Source organism: Cupriavidus ulmosensis (assembly GCF_977008105.1).
Genome location: NZ_CDRMWP010000001.1, coordinates 2,677,393 through 2,693,985, shown reverse-complemented (window position 1 = coordinate 2,693,985; position 16,593 = coordinate 2,677,393). Strand labels below are relative to the sequence as shown.

The following is a 16,593-nucleotide window of genomic DNA, read 5'->3' as shown; positions in this document are numbered from 1 at the left end:
CGGGCGGCCGCCTTTTGCTACAATCGCCGCCATGAGTTATCAAGTGCTAGCGCGCAAATGGCGCCCCCGGGATTTCACCACGCTGGTCGGCCAGGAGCACGTGGTCCGCGCGCTCACGCACGCGCTGGAGCAACAGCGCCTGCACCACGCCTACCTGTTCACCGGCACGCGCGGGGTCGGCAAGACCACGCTGTCGCGCATCCTGGCCAAGGCGCTCAACTGCGTCGGCCCTGACGGCCGCGGCGACATCACCGCGCAGCCGTGCGGGGTGTGCAAGGCCTGCACCGAGATCGACAGCGGGCGCTTCGTCGACTACATCGAGATGGACGCGGCCTCCAACCGCGGCGTCGACGAGATGGCGTCGCTGCTGGACAAGGCGGTCTACGCGCCGACCGCGGGGCGCTTCAAGGTCTACATGATCGACGAAGTGCACATGCTGACCAACCACGCCTTCAACGCCATGCTGAAGACGCTGGAAGAGCCGCCCGCGCACGTCAAGTTCATCCTCGCCACCACCGACCCGCAGAAGATCCCGGTCACGGTGCTGTCGCGCTGCCTGCAGTTCAACCTCAAGCAGATGCCGCCGGGCCACATCGTCAGCCACCTCGACCACATCCTGGGCGAGGAAGGCATCGCGCGCGACGCCAACGCGCTGCGCCTGCTGGCGCAGGCCGCGCACGGCTCGATGCGCGACGCGCTGTCGCTGACCGACCAGGCCATCGCCTACAGCGCCGGCCAGGTGTCCGAGGCCGCCGTGCGCGGCATGCTCGGCGCCATCGACCAGAGCTACCTGGTCCAGCTGCTCGACGCGCTGGCCGCCGAGGACGGCGCCGCCATGCTGGCGGTGGCCGACGGCATGGCCGACCGCAGTCTGTCGTTCGCGGGCGCGCTGCAGGATCTGGCCTCGCTGCTGCACAAGATCGCGCTGGCCCAGGCGGTGCCCGCCTCGGTGCAGGAAGAATGGCCGGAAGCCGCCGAGGTGCGCCGCCTGGCCGCCGCCTTCGACGCACAGGAAGCGCAGCTGTTCTACCAGATCGCCAATCTCGGCCGCAGCGAGCTGGCGCTGGCGCCGGACGAATACGCCGGCTTCACCATGACGCTGCTGCGCATGCTGGCGTTCCGCCCGTCGGCCAGCCCGGCGGCGCCGGCGCAGGGCGGCGGGCAGCAGGCCCGGTCCGCCCGTGGCGGCGCCGCGCCCGCCGGCCGCGTGGCCGCCGATGCGGCCGCCGCCACGGCTGCGGCGGCGCCTGCCGCCGTCGTCGCTGCTGCTGCTGTCGTTGCGCCCGCGGCGCCCGCGCCTGCTGTCGCGCCGGCCGCGCCGGCCGTGCATTCGCTGCGCCCGCCGGCCGCCGCGCCGGCGCCCGCCGCCAGCCAGCCCGCGCCCGCGCGTCCGCCCGAACCGGCGCCGGCGCAGCCCGCTGCGGCAACGGCTGCCGCCGCGCCTGCCGCCACGGCGCCGCTGTCGCCGGCGCGCGCCGCGCTGGCCGCCGCGCGCCAGGCTTCCGCCGCGCGCGGCGGCAGTCCGCGCATGACGCCGGCTGCCATGCCGCCCACCGCGCCTGCCGCGCCCGCCGCGCGCGCGCCGGCGGCCCAGCCGCTGCGCCCGCCCGGCCCGGCCGCCGCCGCGGTGCGGCCCGCGCCGCCCGCTCCGGTTCCGGCCCGCGCCGGGTCGCCCGAGCGCCGCGCGCCGGCCGCCGCGTCTGCCGAAGCCGCCGAAGCCGCCAATCACGGTCCGTCGGACGAGGTCCCGCCGTGGGAGTTCGCCGGCAGCAGCGACGTGCCGCCGTGGGAAGACCTGCCGCCGGACCTGCCGGTCATCGGTCCCTACGATAGCGATCCCGAACCCATGCCCATGCGGCAGGCCGCGCCGCGCCGCGAGCCGTCGCGTCCGTCCGCACCATCCGCACCATCCGCGCAATCGGCACAGCCCGCTCCCGCCGCCGCGCCGGCGGAAGCGGCCGCGCCGGTGCGCCTGGCGCCGCCCAGGCCGCCCGTGGCCGGCGAGGACGGCACGCCGCCGGTGTTTACCGGCGCCTGGCCGGCGCTGGCCGCCAGCCTGCCGCTCAAGGGCCTGGCGCAGCAGCTTGCCTACCAGAGCGAACTGGTGCAGGTGGTGGGGCGCACCTTCCACCTGCGCGCGCCGGTGGCGCCGATCACCGAGGCCGGCGTGGTCGAGCGCCTGCAGCAGACGCTGTCGGAGCAGCTTGGCACCGAGGTGCGCGTGCAGTGCGAGATCGGCGCGGTCGCGGACACCGCGGCGGCGGCCGATGCGCAGGCCCGCGCCGAGCGCCAGCGCGAGGCCGAGGCCACCATCGGGGAGGACCCGTTCGTGCAAGGCTTGCTGCGCGAGTTCGGCGGCCATATCCTGCCGGGATCGATCCAGCCACGCGCGGCCTGACCACCTGCCGCGCCACCGTTTCTTTTTATGACGGGCCGCCGGCGCCCATGACGCGCGGCGGCCCGTGGTTTCCATCCAACACGCTATCAGGAGCTTTCCATGATGAAGGGTCAACTGGCCGGGCTGATGAAACAGGCCCAGCAGATGCAGGAGAACATGAAGAAGATGCAGGAGCAGCTTGCCCTGATCGAGGTCGAGGGCCAGTCCGGCGCCGGCCTGGTCAAGGTGGTCATGACCTGCAAGAACGACGTCAAGCGCGTCACCATCGACCCCAGCCTGCTGGCCGAGGGCGAGGACAAGGAACTGCTGGAAGACCTGGTGGCGGCCGCCTTCAACGACGCGGTGCGCAAGGCCGAGGCGACCACGCAGGAAAAGATGGGCTCGATGACGTCCGGCCTGCCGCTGCCGCCGGGCTTCAAGATGCCGTTCTGAGCCAGGCACGCGCAAGGAAGCCGGCAATGAGTCTCGAATCCGCACCGCATCGCGCGCCGCCGGCGGGCATGGTGGTGTTCGCCGGCGGAGGCGCCGCTTGAAGAACGCGCCCCCGATTTCGCTGCAGGCGCTGATCGAAGCGCTGCGGGTCCTGCCCGGCGTGGGCCCCAAGTCCGCGCAGCGCATGGCCTACCACCTGCTGCAGCACGACCGCGACGGCGCGCGCAAGCTCGGCGACGCGCTGCGCGGCGCGGCCGACGGCATCAAGCACTGCTCGCGCTGCAACACCTTCACCGAGCAGGAAATCTGCTCGACCTGCCTGGACGAGCGGCGCGACGCCTCGTTGCTGTGCGTGGTGGAAACGCCGTCCGACCAGGCCATGATCGAGCAGACCCTGACCTACCGTGGCCAGTATTTCGTGCTGATGGGCCGGCTCTCGCCGCTGGACGGCGTGGGCCCGCGCGAGATCCACCTGGACCGGCTGCTGGCGCGCGCCACCGACCCGGCGCTGGGCGGGCCGGTGTCCGAGGTGATCGTCGCCACCAACTTCACCAGCGAGGGCGAGGCCACCGCGCACTACGTGGGCGAGATGCTCAAGGCGCGCGGGCTCAAGGTCACGCGCCTGGCGCGCGGCGTGCCGGTGGGCGGCGAGCTCGAGTACGTGGATGCCGGCACCATCGCCCGCGCGGTGATGGACCGGCGCTCGGTGTAAGCGCGCCGCCAGCGCATGCGCATGAATCTCGCCCGTTTCGATCTGGTCACGCTGGGCCTGTTCGTCGCCGTGGCGCGCCAGGGCAGCATCTCGGCGGGCGCGCGCCAGTCCCATTTGGCGGTGGCGGCGGCCAGCAAGCGCATCTCCGACCTGGAGGCCGCGGTCGGCGCGCCGCTGTTCTTCCGCCATGCCGCCGGCGTGCAGCTGACCGAGGCCGGGCAGGCCTGCTTCCACCACGCGCTCACCGTCCTGCAGGATGTCGAGCGCATGGCCGGCGTGATGTCGGACTACGCCAGCGGCGTGCGCGGGCAGGTGCGCGTGTGCGCCAACACCTCGGCCATCACGCAGTTCCTGCCCGACGACCTCGCCAGCTTCATGGCGCTGCATCCCACCATCCGCATCGAGCTCGAAGAGCAGAACAGCAGCGAGATCGTGGCCGCGCTGGTGGAAAACCGCGCCGACGTCGGCATCTTCGCCGACCGCACCCCGAGCGCGGGGCTGGTCACGGTGGAGTACCGCCAGGACGAGCTGGTGGTGGTCACGCCGCCGGGCCACCCGCTGGCCGAGCGCGGCCCGGTGCGCTATGCCGACACCCTCGAATACGACTTCGTCAGCCTGCCGCAGGTGACTTCGCTGGCCGCGCGCCTGCTCGAGGAAAGCAGCCGGCTGGAGCGGCCGTTCCGCCTGCGCATCCAGGTGCGCAGCTTCGACGCCATGTGCCGCATGGTGATGGCGGGCTTGGGCGTGGGCGTGCTGCCGCGCATCGCGGCCGAGCCGCACGTGCAGTCGATGGGCCTGTCGCTGGTGGCGCTGCAGGACGCCTGGGCACGCCGCACGCTGCTGATCGGCATGCGCGACCCGGCCGGGCTGACGGTGTCGGCGCGCCTGCTGATCACGCATCTCTGCGGCGACCGCGCCCCTTTCTGACGCCCCGGCCTTTCGCGTTCCAAGAAGGCCCGCTTCTCCGAATGCCGATTCCGCCATGCGCGCGGCTGGGGCACACTGCGTCGAAACAAGGCGTGGCGCCGGCGCGATCGTCAGCGCGGCCCGCCGCAATCGAAATGCATGGAGACCCCGCACATGGCGCGACAGATTCTAGAGGGCATCCGGGTCCTGGAACTCGGACAACTGATTGCCGGCCCCTTCGCCGCCAAGACCCTGGCCGATTTCGGCGCACAGATCGTCAAGGTCGAGCCGCCCGGGCAGGGCGACCCGCTGCGCAAATGGCGCATGCTGCATGGCGACACCTCGGTGTGGTGGGAAGCGCAGTCGCGCAACAAGCAGTCGATCTGCATCGACCTGCGCCAGGCCGAGGGCCAGGCCGTGGTGCGCCGCCTGGCCGCCGAGGCCGACGTGCTGATCGAGAACTTCCGCCCCGGCACGATGGAGAAATGGGGCCTGGGCTACGACACGCTGAGCGCCGACAACCCTGGCCTCATCATGGTGCGGGTCTCGGGCTACGGCCAGACCGGCCCGAAGAAGGACGAACCCGGCTTCGCCGCGGTGGCCGAGGCCATGAGCGGGCTGCGCCACCTGACCGCCGAGCCCGGCCGCGCGCCGGTGCGCGCGGGCCTGTCGCTGGGCGACACCATCGCCGGCCTGCACGGCGCGCTGGGCGTGCTGCTGGCGCTGTACGAGCGCGACGCGCGCGGCGGCAAGGGGCAGGTCATCGACGTGGCCCTGTATGAATCGCTGTTCAACCTGAGCGAGAGCCTGCTGCCGGAATACTCCGCGTTCGGCGCGGTGCGCCAGCCGGCCGGCGGCGCGCTGCCGGGCATCGCGCCGTCCAACGCCTATCCGTGCGCGAGCGGCGAGTACGTGCTGGTGGCGGCCAACGGCGACGCCATCTTCAAGCGCCTGATGCATGCGCTGGGCCGCGCCGACCTCGCCGAGGACCCGGAGCTCGCGCGCAACGACGGGCGCGTGCAGCGCGTCGAGGAGATCGACGCCGCCATCGCGGCCTGGACCCGCGCCCACAGCGTGGAGGACGCGCTGGCCGTGCTCCGGCAGGCCGAGGTGCCGTCGGGCCGCATCTACACCGTCAAGGACATCGCCGAAGACCCGCACTACCGCGCGCGCGGCGTGATCGAGAGCGTGACCTCGGCCGCCGGGCTGACCGTGGAAGTGCCGGGCATCATCCCCAAGCTGTCGGCCAGCCCGGGCGCCATCCACGACCGCGCGCCCGCGCTGGGCGAGCATACCGACGCGGTGCTGGCGCAGGCGGGCTTCGATGCCGCCACCATCGCCGACCTGCGCGCGCGCGGGGTGGTGGCATGAGCGCCGCCACGTTCGCCGCTTTCGCCGCCTCCGCCGGCCCGGCCCGCATCGAGATCAACGAGGTGGCGCCGCGCGACGGCCTGCAGATCGAGCCGGTGGTGGTGCCGACCGACGCCAAGGTGGCCTTCCTCGACGCGCTGTCCGCGTGCGGCTTCGCCCGCATCGAGGCGACCTCCTTCACCTCCGCCAAGGCGATTCCCGCGCTGGCCGACGCCGAGGCCGTCATGCACCGCATGGCGCGCGCGCCCGGCGTGCGCTACACCGCGCTGGTGCCCAACCTGCGCGGCATGGAGCGCGCGCTGTCGTGCCGGCCCGACGAGCTCAACCTCGTGATGTCGGCCAGCGAGACGCACAACCGCGCCAACCTGCGCATGACGCGCGCGCAGTCGCAGGCGCAACTGCTGGCGATGATCGCGGCGGCGGGGCAGGCCGGCGTGCCGGTCAACGTCTCGCTGTCCACGGTGTTCGGCTGCCCGTTCGAGGGCGAGGTCGACGCGGACGCGGTGATGGCGCTGGCGGCATCGTTCGCCGCCGCCGGCGCGGCCGGCATCACGCTGTGCGACACCACCGGCATGGCCTATCCCACGCAGGTCGCCGCGCTGTGCGAGCGCTTCCGGCGCGAGCTGCCGCAGGCCGGCCTGACCATCCACCTGCACAACACGCGCGGCATGGGCCTGGCCAACGCGCTGGCTGCGTGGCAGGCCGGCGTGGCGCGCTTCGACGCCGCCGCCGGCGGCCTGGGCGGCTGCCCCTACGCGCCCGGCGCGAGCGGCAACGTCAGCACCGAGGAACTGGTGCACATGTTCGCCGCGATGGGCGTGGACACCGGCGTGGACCTCGGCCGCCTGCTCGAGGTGGTGGCGGGGCTGCCGGAGCTGGTGCGGCGCGACACGCCGAGCCAGTTGCTGAGCGCCGGCCCGCGCCTGCGCACGCACCAGCCGCCGGCCTGGATGGCGGCGCATTTCGCCGCGCAGGAAGCCGCGCAGCAGGCATTGCAGCAGGCACCGCAAGCACCGCACGAAGATTCGCGGAACGGTTCGCAGGACGGTGCGCGGCGCTGAGCGGCGCGCGCCGGAGATTCGCCGCATCACCCCGTAGCAACGGGCGCGCACCGCGCGGCGAGGGCCGCCGCGGGCGCAAGACCAGATCAAGACCAACACGCATCAGGCAGGAGACACCCATGTCCAGCATCCAGGCATTTGCCGCCGCACGTTCGCCGCTTCCCCACACCCGCGCGCCGCGCGGCGCCTCGGCCGCGCGCCGCAGGGCGCTCGGCGCCGCCGCCGCGCTCGCCGTGGCGGGCCTGGCCGGCACGTCGGCCTTCGCGCAGGACGGCGCCTGGCCGCAGCGGCCGGTCACGCTGGTGGTCTCGGCCGCGGCCGGCGGCACCACCGATCTCGCCGCGCGCATGATTTCCGAGCCGCTGGCCAAGGCCCTCGGCCAGCCGGTGGTGGTGGACAACCGGCCCGGCGGCTCGGGCGGCATCGCCGCGCAGGTGGTGGCGCGCGCCAAGCCGGATGGCTACACCCTGCTGGTGCAGTATTCCGGCTACCAGGTCATCACGCCGCTGCTGACCAAGACCGCGTGGGACCCGGTCAAGGACTTCGCGCCGGTGGCCAACCTGCTGTCCGCGCCGCAGGTGCTGGTGGTGCGGCCGAGCCTGCCGGTCAAGTCGCTCAAGGAACTGGTGGCCTACGCCAAGGCCAATCCCGACAAGCTCAACTACGCGTCGTCGGGCAACGGCTCGCTGCAGCACGTCTCGACCGAGCTGCTCAACCAGATGGCCGGCATCCGCATTACCCATGTGCCATACAAAGGCACGGGCCCGGCCATGACCGACCTGCTGGGCGGCTCGGTCGACCTCACCATCACCACGCCGCCGCCGCTGATGGGGCATATCCAGGGCGGCAAGCTGCGCCCGCTGGTCGTGACCAGCAAGCAGCGCCTGCCCAGCCTGAAGGACGTGCCCTCGGCGCCCGAGGCCGGTTATCCCGATCTCGACGTGTCGTCGTGGTTCGCCATGTACGCGCCGGCCGGCACGCCCAGGCCCATCGTCGACAAGCTGGCCGGCGAGATCGAACGCATCATGCAGACCGAGGCCTTCCGCAAGAAGGCCGAGGAGCTCGGCGCCGAGGCGAAGTTCATGGGGCCGAAGCAGCTCGATGCCTACCAGCGCGGCGAGCTGGCGCGCTGGGCCAAGGTGATCAAGTCCGCCGACATCCACGCCGAGTGAGGCTGGCGGGCCGCGGCGGGCTGCCGGCAGCCCGTCGAAAGCCCGTCGAAAGGCATGTCCTGTATGCTGGCCGCCGCACGCGGCATAGGTGTTGGTCCCGATGCGGGCATGCGCCGCATCCGCTAGCATCGCAGCTTGCCGCTGCGCGGCACTGCGCCGCGGAGACAACGGGCAGAACGAGCGGGCAGGACGAGCGGATAGAACAGGTAGGAGAAAGCAATGTATAACAAGAAATTCTGGAAGCAGGCGCTGATCGCGCTGGCGCTGTTCCTGGCGGGCTGGTTCACTTTCGGCAGCCAGGCCCAGGGCAAGCCCGAGAAGACCAAGGTCACTGTCGCCGTGGGCGGCAAGAACCTGTTCTACTACCTGCCGCTGACCATCGCCGAGCGCCTCGGCTACTTCAAGGACGAAGGCCTCGACGTCGAGATCGTCGACTTCGCCGGCGGCGCCAAGGCGCTGCAGGCCGTGGTGGGCGGCAGCGCGGACGTGGTCTCCGGCGCCTACGAGCACACGCTGAACCTGCAGGCCAAGGGCCAGCAGTACCAGGAGTTCGTGCTGCAGGGCCGCGCCCCGCAGATCGTGCTGGTGGTCTCCAACAAGAACCTGCCCAACTTCAAGTCCGTCGCCGACCTCAAGGGCAAGAAGATCGGTGTCACCGCGCCCGGCTCGTCGACCAACATGATGGCCAACTTCGTGCTGGCCAAGGCCGGCCTCAAGCCGTCCGACGTGTCGTTCATCGGCGTGGGCGCCAGCGCCGGCGCGGTGGCCGCGATGCGCTCGGGCCAGATCGACGCGATGGCCAACCTCGATCCCGTGGTGTCGATGCTCACGCAGAAGAACGAAGTGCGCATCGCCTCGGACACGCGCACGCTCAAGGACACCCAGGCCGTGTTCGGCGGCAACATGCCGTCGGGCTGCCTCTATGCCTCGGCCGCCTTCATCCGGCAGAACCCGAACACCACGCAGGCCATGACCAACGCGATGGTGCGCGCGCTCAAGTGGCTGCAGAAGGCCGGCCCGTCCGACATCGTCAAGACCGTGCCGGAGAGCTACCTGCTGGGCGACCGCGCGCTGTACCTGGCGGCGTGGGACAAGGTCAAGGAAGCGATCTCGCCGGACGGCGTGATGCCGGCCGACGGCCCCCGGACCGCGCTCAACACGCTGCAGCAGTTCGACCCGGAGCTCAAGGGCAAGGCCATCAGGCTGGATGACACCTTCACCAACGCCTTCGTGCTGAAGGCCAACGCCAAGTACAAGTAAGCCACCGCCCGCGCCACGGGAACCGGCGGCCCGCTGCGCGCAGCGGGCCTTTGCATTTGCGCCGCGGGCAACCCGCGGCGCCAGTATTCCACCGCGGCCCGGGGCCGCGCGGCGGTGCCCGGCACCGCCGTCGCCCCGGGCCGGCACAGAGCCAGCCATGAGCACTGCCGCACTTTCCCTCGACAACGTCACCTGCACCTTCGTCTCGCGCGAGGACCGCAGCCAGCGCTATACCGCCGTCAAGGACGTCACCCTGGCCATCGCGCCGGGCGAGTTCGTCTCCGTGGTGGGGCCGACCGGCTGCGGCAAGTCCACCCTGCTCAACGTCGGCGCCGGCCTGCTGCAGCCGTCGGCCGGCGAGGTGCGCGTGTTCGGCGAGCCGCTGCGCGGCATCAACGCGCGCGCCGGCTACATGTTCCAGGCCGAGGCACTGATGCCGTGGCGCAGCGCGCTCGACAACGTGATCGCCGGACTCGAGTTCCGCGGCGTGCCGCGCGCCGAGGCCGCGCGGCAGGGCGAGGCCTGGCTGCGCCGCGTCGGCCTGGGCGGCTTCGGCGACCGCTATCCGCACCAGCTCTCGGGCGGCATGCGCAAGCGCGTGAGCCTGGCGCAGACGCTGGTGCTGGACCCGGACATCATCCTGATGGACGAGCCGTTCTCCGCGCTCGACATCCAGACCCGCCAGCTGATGGAGAACGAGGTGCTGGAGCTGTGGGCGGCCAAGCGCAAGGCGGTGCTGTTCATCACCCACGATCTCGACGAGGCCATCGCCATGAGCGACCGCGTGGTGGTGCTGTCGGCCGGGCCGGGCACGCACCCGATCGGCGAGTTCGCCATCGACCTGCCGCGCCCGCGCGACGTGGCCGAGATCCGCAACCACCCGCGCTTCGTCGAGCTGCATGCCGCCATCTGGGACGTGCTGCGCGAGGAAGTGCTCAAGGGCTACGCGCAGCAGCGCAAGGTGGCCTGAAGCGGCCGCCGCCGCAACCCCGGCATCCGCCATCCAATCCGGTCCGACTCTATTTCTATCCTCATGGCATTCCGTCCCGATTCCAAGGGCATGCTGCGCTTCTGGCAACTGCTCGTCCTCGTTGTGATCCTCGCCGCGTGGCACTTCGCCACGCGCTCGCAGCAGGTCGCGTTCTTCTTCGGCGAGCCGCTGATGGTGGCCCAGCGCATCTGGAGCTGGTTCGTGGTCGAGCGCGACATCTACCTGCACCTCGGCGTGACGCTGGCCGAGACGCTGCTGGCGTTCGGCATCGGCACCGCGGCCGGCCTCGGCGTGGGCCTGTGGCTGGCGCTCAGCCCGCTCACCTCGGCCATCCTCGATCCGTACATCAAGGCGGCCAACTCGATGCCGCGCGTGATCCTGGCGCCGATCTTCGCGGTGTGGTTCGGCCTCGGCATCTGGTCCAAGGTGGCGCTGGCGGTGACGCTGGTGTTCTTCATCGTGTTCTTCAACGTCTACCAGGGCGTCAAGGAAGTCAGCCCCGTGGTGCTGGCCAACGCGCGCATGCTCGGCGCCAACCAGCGGCAACTGCTGCGCCACGTCTACCTGCCGAGCGCGACCAGCTGGGTGTTCTCGTCGCTGCATACCTCGGTCGGCCTGGCCTTCGTCGGCGCGGTGGTGGGCGAGTACCTGGGCTCGGCCAGCGGCGTGGGCTACCTGATCCTGCAGGCCGAAGGCACCTTCGACATCAACACCGTGTTCGCCGGCATCGTGGTGCTGACTGCGGCGGCGCTGGTGCTGGACACGCTGGTGGGCAGCGTGGAAAAGCGGCTGATGAAGTGGCAGCCGCGCACGGGGGAGACGGAGAAGCTGTAAGGCGGCCGGGGCAATGAACGACGCCGCCGGTTTTTTTCGGCACGGCGGCATTCGCCTGCGCCGGCCCTCTCCCCCGACCCCTCTCCCGCAGGCGGGAGAGGGGAGCAAACCGGCGGCCGACCGTGGCGTCGCCGGCAAGCCGGCAAGCCGGCAAGTCCTCAAGCCAGCAAGTCAGCAAACCCCCAGATCAAACCACCGTGACCGCCGCCACGCCCGCCGCCACCTCGATCACCTGCGTGCTGGCCGTGGCCGGCAGCGCCGGCGCGGTGCCGTTGGCCTGGGTCTTGAGCTTGTGGAACTCGCAGCTCAGCTTGGCCGCGGTCAGCGTCACCACGGCGTAGCCCTGGGCGTCGGAATCGACGTGCTTGATCCACGGGTTGAAGGCCTTGAGCGTGTCGTTGAAGGTGTTGACCACGGTGCCGCCCTGCGTGACGTACACCAGCGGCTTGGCGGCGGCGAAGGCGGCGTCGGTGTCCACCACGCTCTTGAAGTAGCTCTGGAACGAATTGCTCGACAGCCCGGCCGTGACCAGGTCCACCATCACCGGCACCGGCGTGGCGGCGTCGTAGTCGTCCATCACCGGGCCGGCGAAGAACGCGTGGATGTCGCCGGTCAGCGCTACCACGTTGGCGATGCCCCGGGCCTTGAGGAAGGCCATCAGGCTCTTGCGCTCGGCGTTGTAGCCGTCCCACTGGTCGGCGTTCAGGATGTACTGGTCGAGCAGCGCCACCGGCGGCAACTGGGCGTCCAGCAGGGGCTTGATGCCGGCGTCGAAGGTTGCGCCGGGCATGTTGACGGGCGCCGCGCCGAGCAGCGCCTTGAGGTTGGCGTAGGTCACCGCGCCGGGGTAGGTGCCGCCGCTCTTGGCGGCGCTCAGGTCGGCGGCCAGCGCGGCGGTCATGGCGGCCTGCAGCGGCGCCAGCGCCGCGTTGGCCTGGACCAGCGCGGTGGCGAACATGGCGGCGATGGCCTGGGTGCCGTCGATCTGCATGCGCAGCAGCGAGACCTCGTTGCCCCACAGCTTCCAGGTGGTGGCGGCGCTGCTCATCTGGGTCTGCCACCAGGCGCGCTGGGTGTCACCGAGGATGGAGACCGGCGTCAGCGCGTTGCCGGCGCCGGCGATCTTCGCGCCTTCGAGCGCGGCCAGCGTGGCCTTGGGCACGAAGTAGCGGCTGCCGATCTCGCTGCCGGCGGCCTGCTCGGGGATCACGTGGTCGGCGCGGTAGAGGCGCTCGTCGGTCATCACCAGCGTGGCCAGGTTGCCGAAGGTGAAGGCGCGGTAGATCTGGATGTTCTGGAACGAGGGGTTGCTCAGGTCCAGGCTCACGTCGGCCGGCATGAACTCGAACCAGGCCTGGTTGGCGCTGCGGCGGCGCGCGGTGCGCGGCGTGGCGTCATCGGCGACGCTGTAGGTCTGGCGGTCCTGCCAGCAGTCGTCCGAGAACTCGTGGTCGTCCCAGATGGCGATCACCGGGAAGCGCGCGTGCAGGGCCTGCAGGCGCGCGTCGCTGCGGTAGGACTTGTACAGATAGCGGTAGTCGTTGACGGTGGTGGCGTAGGTGGCGCCGTCGTCGCGCAGCGTGCCGTCGGGCAGCTTGAGCTGGGCGTGGCGGCTTTCCACCGCGCCGGTCTGGAAGCTGGCGCCCACGGTCTCGTAGATGTAGTCGCCCACGTGGACGATGAAATCCAGGTCCTGCGCCGCCAGCTCTTCCATGCCGGCCCAGTGGTTCACGCTCCAGTCCTGGCAACTGACGAAGGCGAACTTGAGCTGGGTGAGCGGCGTGCCGGCGGCCGGCGCGGTGCGCGTGCGGCCGACCGGGCTGGTCTTGCTGCCGACCACGAAGCGGTAGTAGTAGGTGGTGGCCGCGGCGAGGTTGGTGACTTTGTTGCGCAGCGTGTAGTCCCAGTCGGGCAGCGCGCTCAGGGTGTCGTTGACGAGCAGCGTGGAGAAATCGGACTGGGCCGATACCTGCAGCTTGACGGCGACCGGCTGCTTGCCGTTGTCGCCTTCCACGCGGGTCCACAGCACGATGCTGTCGGGCTTGGGGTCGCCCGAGGCCACGCCGTGCAGGAAGCTGAAATTGTCCGCGGGGTCCGGCGCGGCCGGCGCGGCGGGCTGCGCCGGATCCGGCGTCGCGCTGTCGTCGCTGCCGCAGCCGGCCAGGCCGGTGGTGGCGACCGAGACGGTGATGAAACTTCCCCATTTCAAGAATCGGCGGCGATCCATGGCTTGTTTCTCCTTATAGGTGGATGCGTTGGCTGCCGCGCACGCGCGCGTTGGCTCAGCCCGCGATTCTTGCCTCGCCGCGTGACTGCTGTGTGTCCGGGGATACCCGCGATATAGAGGTTTCCTACGAATCGCCGCGCGGCGCTCCCGGCGTGGCCGCGGCCGGGCCCGAAACGGAAAAGCGCCCGGATGCGTCGAGCATCCGGGCGCTTTTTTCCCGGCTTCCGCTGGCCGTGCCGCGCGGCGCGCGTCAGCGGGTCACGGCATGAAGGTCACGGCACGATCACGATCTTGCCCGTGACCTTGCGTGCTTCCATGTCCTTGAGCGCCTGCGGCGCCTGCTCGAGCGGATAGCGCGCGGAGATGTGCGGGCGGATCTTGCCTTCCTTCATCCAGCCCAGCATCTGTGCCATGTTGGCCTGGTTGGCCTTGGGCTCGCGGCGCGCGAAGTCGCCCCAGAACACGCCCACCAGCGAGGCGCCCTTGAGCAGCGCGAGGTTCAGCGGGATGCGGGGAATCTCGCCGTTGGCGAAGCCCACCACGAGATAGCGGCCGCGCCAGCCGATCGAGCGGAAGGCCGGCTCGGCATAGACGCCGCCGACCGGATCATAGATGACGTCCGGGCCCTTGCCGTCGGTCAGGGCCTTGACGCGCTCGCGCAGGTCCTCGGTGCTGTAGTTGATCAGCGCGTCGGCGCCGTGTTCCTTGCATACCGCCAGCTTTTCGTCGGTGGACGCGGCCGCGATCACGCGCGCGCCGATGGCCTTGCCGATCTCGATGGCCGCCAGGCCCACGCCGCCGGCCGCGCCGAGCACCAGCATGGTCTGGCCGGCCTTCAGCTCGCCGCGGTCCACCACCGCGTGGTGCGAGGTGCCGTAGGTCAGCGTGAACGCGGCGGCGGTCTCGAAGTCGATGCCCGGCGGCATCGGCACCACGGCGCTGGCGGGGGCTTTCGCCTGCGAGGCGAAGGCGCCGTTGCCGAGATAGGCGATGACCTTGTCGCCGGGTTTGACGTGGGTCACGCCCGCGCCGACGGCATTGACCACGCCGGCCAGTTCCGAGCCCGGCGAGAAGGGCAACTGCGGCTTGGCCTGGTATTTGTTCTGGATGATGAGGACGTCGGGGAAGTTCACGCCGGCGGCCTTCACGTCGATCACCACCTCGCCCTGGGCGGGCACGAGGTCGGGCAGGGTTTCGAGCACCAGCGAATCGGGCGGGCCCCAGGCTTTGCACAGTACGGCTTTCATCATGTCTCCGGTATATGGTCGTCGGCGTCGTCGTGTCCCCCGCGCGGCGGCGCACGGGGGCGCGGACACGGGTGCACGCGCGCGCCGTGCCGGCTGCGCGGGCCTCGCGCCAGGCGGGTCCTGCAACATCCTGTCCTGCAACATCCTGCAACAGGCCCGGGCAAGTGTAGCGCAAAATAGCACGGTCGTTCTGTTAGCTCCCGCGCGAGCATCGCCGCGGCGCGGCGGCGCGCTGTTTTTTGCGGCGCGCGCGCGGCTTGCGCGGCATTCTTGTCAGGTACAATCGCGGCCATGCATATCCTTCTCGCAAACGACGACGGCTACCTGGCCCCCGGCCTCGCCGCGCTGCATGCCGCGCTGGCGCCGCTGGGGCGCATCACGGTGATCGCGCCGGAGCAGAACCACAGCGGCGCATCGAATTCGCTGACGCTGCAACGCCCGCTGTCGATCTACGAGGCGCGCGAAGGCGTGCAGAAGGGTTTCCGCTTCGTCAACGGCACGCCGACCGACTGCGTGCACATCGCGCTGACCGGCCTGCTCGAGGAAAGGCCCGACCTGGTGGTGTCCGGCATCAACCAGGGCCAGAACATGGGCGAGGACGTGCTGTACTCGGGCACCGTCGCCGCCGCCATCGAAGGCTTCCTGCTCGGCATTCCCTCGATCGCGTTCTCGCAGGTGGACAAGGGCTGGACCCATCTCGATGCCGCCGCGCGCGTGGCGCGCGACATCGTCGAGCGCTACATCGCCAGGCCCGCGGCCGAGCCGTTCCTGCTCAACGTCAACATTCCCAGCCTGCCGTTCGAGCATATCCGCGGCTACCGCGCCACGCGCCTGGGCAAGCGCCATCCTTCCCAGCCGGTGATCACGCAGGTCAACCCGCGCGGCGACACCAACTACTGGATCGGCCCCGCCGGCGACGCGCGCGACGCGAGCGAGGGCACGGATTTCCATGCCACCGGCGAAGGCTACGTCTCGCTGACTCCCTTGCAGCTCGACCTGACGCACCGCGCCCAGCTCGAGCAGATCAACCAGTGGCTGGCATAAGCCCGTCTTTCCTGCGCTGTCCCCGGCCGACATGAGCACTGCCCCGCGCCGCCCGAAATTCCCGCTCTCGCTGGACGCCGTCGTCGAGCGCAAGCCCGCGCCGGCACGCACCGCGGGGCTGCCCGCCGTGGGCGGCGCGCGCGGCGCGGCGGTCGCCAAGGCGGCGAAGGCGCGCGCGCCGGGCGTGCCCGCGCCGGTGCCGCCGGCCAGCGCGGTGCAGGCCCGCGCCAGCGCCGCCACCGCGGGCGGCGGCGGCATGGCCTCCGGGCGCGCGCGCGGCGCGCTGGCGGCCCGGCTGCGCGCGGCCGGCATTCGCGACGAGCGCGTGCTCGACGCCATCGCCACGGTGCCGCGCCACCTGTTCGTGGAGCCGGGCCTGGCGTCGCAGGCCTATGAGGACGCGGCGCTGCCGATCGGCCACCAGCAGACCATTTCCAAGCCATCGGTGGTGGCGCGCATGATCGAGCTGCTGCGCGACGGCCTGGCCGCCGACGAGCCGCTCGCGCGCGTGCTGGAGATCGGCACCGGCTGCGGCTACCAGGCGGCGGTGCTGAGCCTGGTGGCCAGCGAAGTGTTCTCCATCGAGCGGATCCGTCCGCTGCACGAACAAGCCAAGGCGAACTTGCGGCCGCTGCGCGTGCCAAACCTGCGCCTGCATTACGGCGATGGCATGCTGGGCCTGCCGCAGGCGGCGCCGTTTTCCGCGATCATCCTGGCGGCTGCCGGCATGGAGGTGCCGCAGGCGCTGCTGGAACAGCTCGCCATCGGCGGGCGCCTGATCGCCCCGGTGGCGGTGGCGCCCACCGCCGGCGGGCCGGGCCAGACCATCACGCAGCAGTTATTGTTGATCGAGCGGCGCAACCGCCATCGATTTCACCGGACCGCGCTTGAAGCCGTTTTCTTTGTGCCATTAAAATCGGGCACTATCTGAGTCGAAC

At 71.1% G+C, this 16,593-nt stretch carries 14 protein-coding genes; 12 read left to right on the top strand and 2 right to left on the bottom strand.

Annotation, left to right across the window (positions count from 1 at the left end):
- Positions 1-31 precede the first annotated feature (31 nt).
- The 10 genes from ACWTPI_RS12270 (at position 32) to ACWTPI_RS12225 (ending at position 11,137) form a co-directional block, all read left to right on the top strand.
- Positions 32-2,398, top strand: coding sequence for a DNA polymerase III subunit gamma/tau (locus ACWTPI_RS12270; protein WP_454731767.1), 2,367 nt, complete (start codon positions 32-34; stop codon positions 2,396-2,398).
- 99 nt (positions 2,399-2,497) lie between these two features.
- On the top strand, positions 2,498-2,830 hold the full coding sequence (locus ACWTPI_RS12265; RefSeq protein ID WP_020206734.1) for a YbaB/EbfC family nucleoid-associated protein: 333 nt from the start codon (positions 2,498-2,500) through the stop codon (positions 2,828-2,830).
- 97 nt (positions 2,831-2,927) lie between these two features.
- Positions 2,928-3,542 carry a recombination mediator RecR gene (gene recR / locus ACWTPI_RS12260; protein ID WP_020206733.1) on the top strand — a complete coding sequence of 205 codons (615 nt, stop codon included), beginning with the start codon at positions 2,928-2,930 and terminating at the stop codon, positions 3,540-3,542.
- A 21-nt stretch (positions 3,543-3,563) separates the two neighbouring features.
- Positions 3,564-4,469 carry a LysR family transcriptional regulator gene (locus ACWTPI_RS12255; protein WP_029044400.1) on the top strand — a complete coding sequence of 302 codons (906 nt, stop codon included), beginning with the start codon at positions 3,564-3,566 and terminating at the stop codon, positions 4,467-4,469.
- 153 nt (positions 4,470-4,622) lie between these two features.
- Positions 4,623-5,819: a CaiB/BaiF CoA transferase family protein gene (locus ACWTPI_RS12250; protein WP_454731766.1), complete on the top strand. Its 1,197-nt coding sequence runs from the start codon at positions 4,623-4,625 to the stop codon at positions 5,817-5,819.
- Positions 5,816-6,880, top strand: a complete 1,065-nt coding sequence (locus tag ACWTPI_RS12245) for a hydroxymethylglutaryl-CoA lyase (protein WP_454731765.1) — start codon at positions 5,816-5,818, stop codon at positions 6,878-6,880. The genes ACWTPI_RS12250 and ACWTPI_RS12245 overlap by 4 nt, the downstream gene beginning before the upstream one ends.
- A 119-nt stretch (positions 6,881-6,999) precedes the next feature.
- Positions 7,000-8,052, top strand: a complete 1,053-nt coding sequence (locus ACWTPI_RS12240; RefSeq protein ID WP_454731764.1) for a Bug family tripartite tricarboxylate transporter substrate binding protein — start codon at positions 7,000-7,002, stop codon at positions 8,050-8,052.
- Positions 8,053-8,271: 219 nt separating this feature from the next.
- Complete coding sequence (locus ACWTPI_RS12235) at positions 8,272-9,312, top strand: ABC transporter substrate-binding protein (RefSeq protein ID WP_059413345.1); 1,041 nt, start codon at positions 8,272-8,274, stop codon at positions 9,310-9,312.
- A gap of 157 nt (positions 9,313-9,469) precedes the next feature.
- Positions 9,470-10,282 (top strand): ABC transporter ATP-binding protein, encoded by an 813-nt coding sequence (locus ACWTPI_RS12230; protein ID WP_020206727.1) that lies wholly within the window; start codon positions 9,470-9,472, stop codon positions 10,280-10,282.
- Between the two features lie 63 nt (positions 10,283-10,345).
- A complete protein-coding gene (locus tag ACWTPI_RS12225; RefSeq protein WP_020424019.1) occupies positions 10,346-11,137 on the top strand; it encodes an ABC transporter permease in 792 nt (263 codons plus the stop codon).
- Positions 11,138-11,324: 187 nt separating this feature from the next.
- Here ACWTPI_RS12225 and ACWTPI_RS12220 read toward each other — a convergent pair whose 3' ends face one another.
- Both ACWTPI_RS12220 and ACWTPI_RS12215 read right to left on the bottom strand, forming a co-directional pair.
- Complete coding sequence (locus ACWTPI_RS12220; RefSeq protein ID WP_454731763.1) at positions 11,325-13,364, bottom strand: alkaline phosphatase D family protein; 2,040 nt, start codon at positions 13,362-13,364, stop codon at positions 11,325-11,327.
- Positions 13,365-13,636: 272 nt separating this feature from the next.
- Positions 13,637-14,611 (bottom strand): NADPH:quinone oxidoreductase family protein, encoded by a 975-nt coding sequence (locus ACWTPI_RS12215; protein WP_020206724.1) that lies wholly within the window; start codon positions 14,609-14,611, stop codon positions 13,637-13,639.
- 291 nt (positions 14,612-14,902) lie between these two features.
- Here ACWTPI_RS12215 and surE point away from each other — a divergent pair, with 291 nt between their 5' ends.
- Positions 14,903-15,655 (top strand): 5'/3'-nucleotidase SurE, encoded by a 753-nt coding sequence (gene surE, locus ACWTPI_RS12210; protein ID WP_059413347.1) that lies wholly within the window; start codon positions 14,903-14,905, stop codon positions 15,653-15,655.
- Between the two features lie 31 nt (positions 15,656-15,686).
- Positions 15,687-16,586, top strand: coding sequence for a protein-L-isoaspartate(D-aspartate) O-methyltransferase (locus ACWTPI_RS12205; RefSeq protein WP_059413348.1), 900 nt, complete (start codon positions 15,687-15,689; stop codon positions 16,584-16,586).
- Positions 16,587-16,593: the final 7 nt, after the last annotated feature.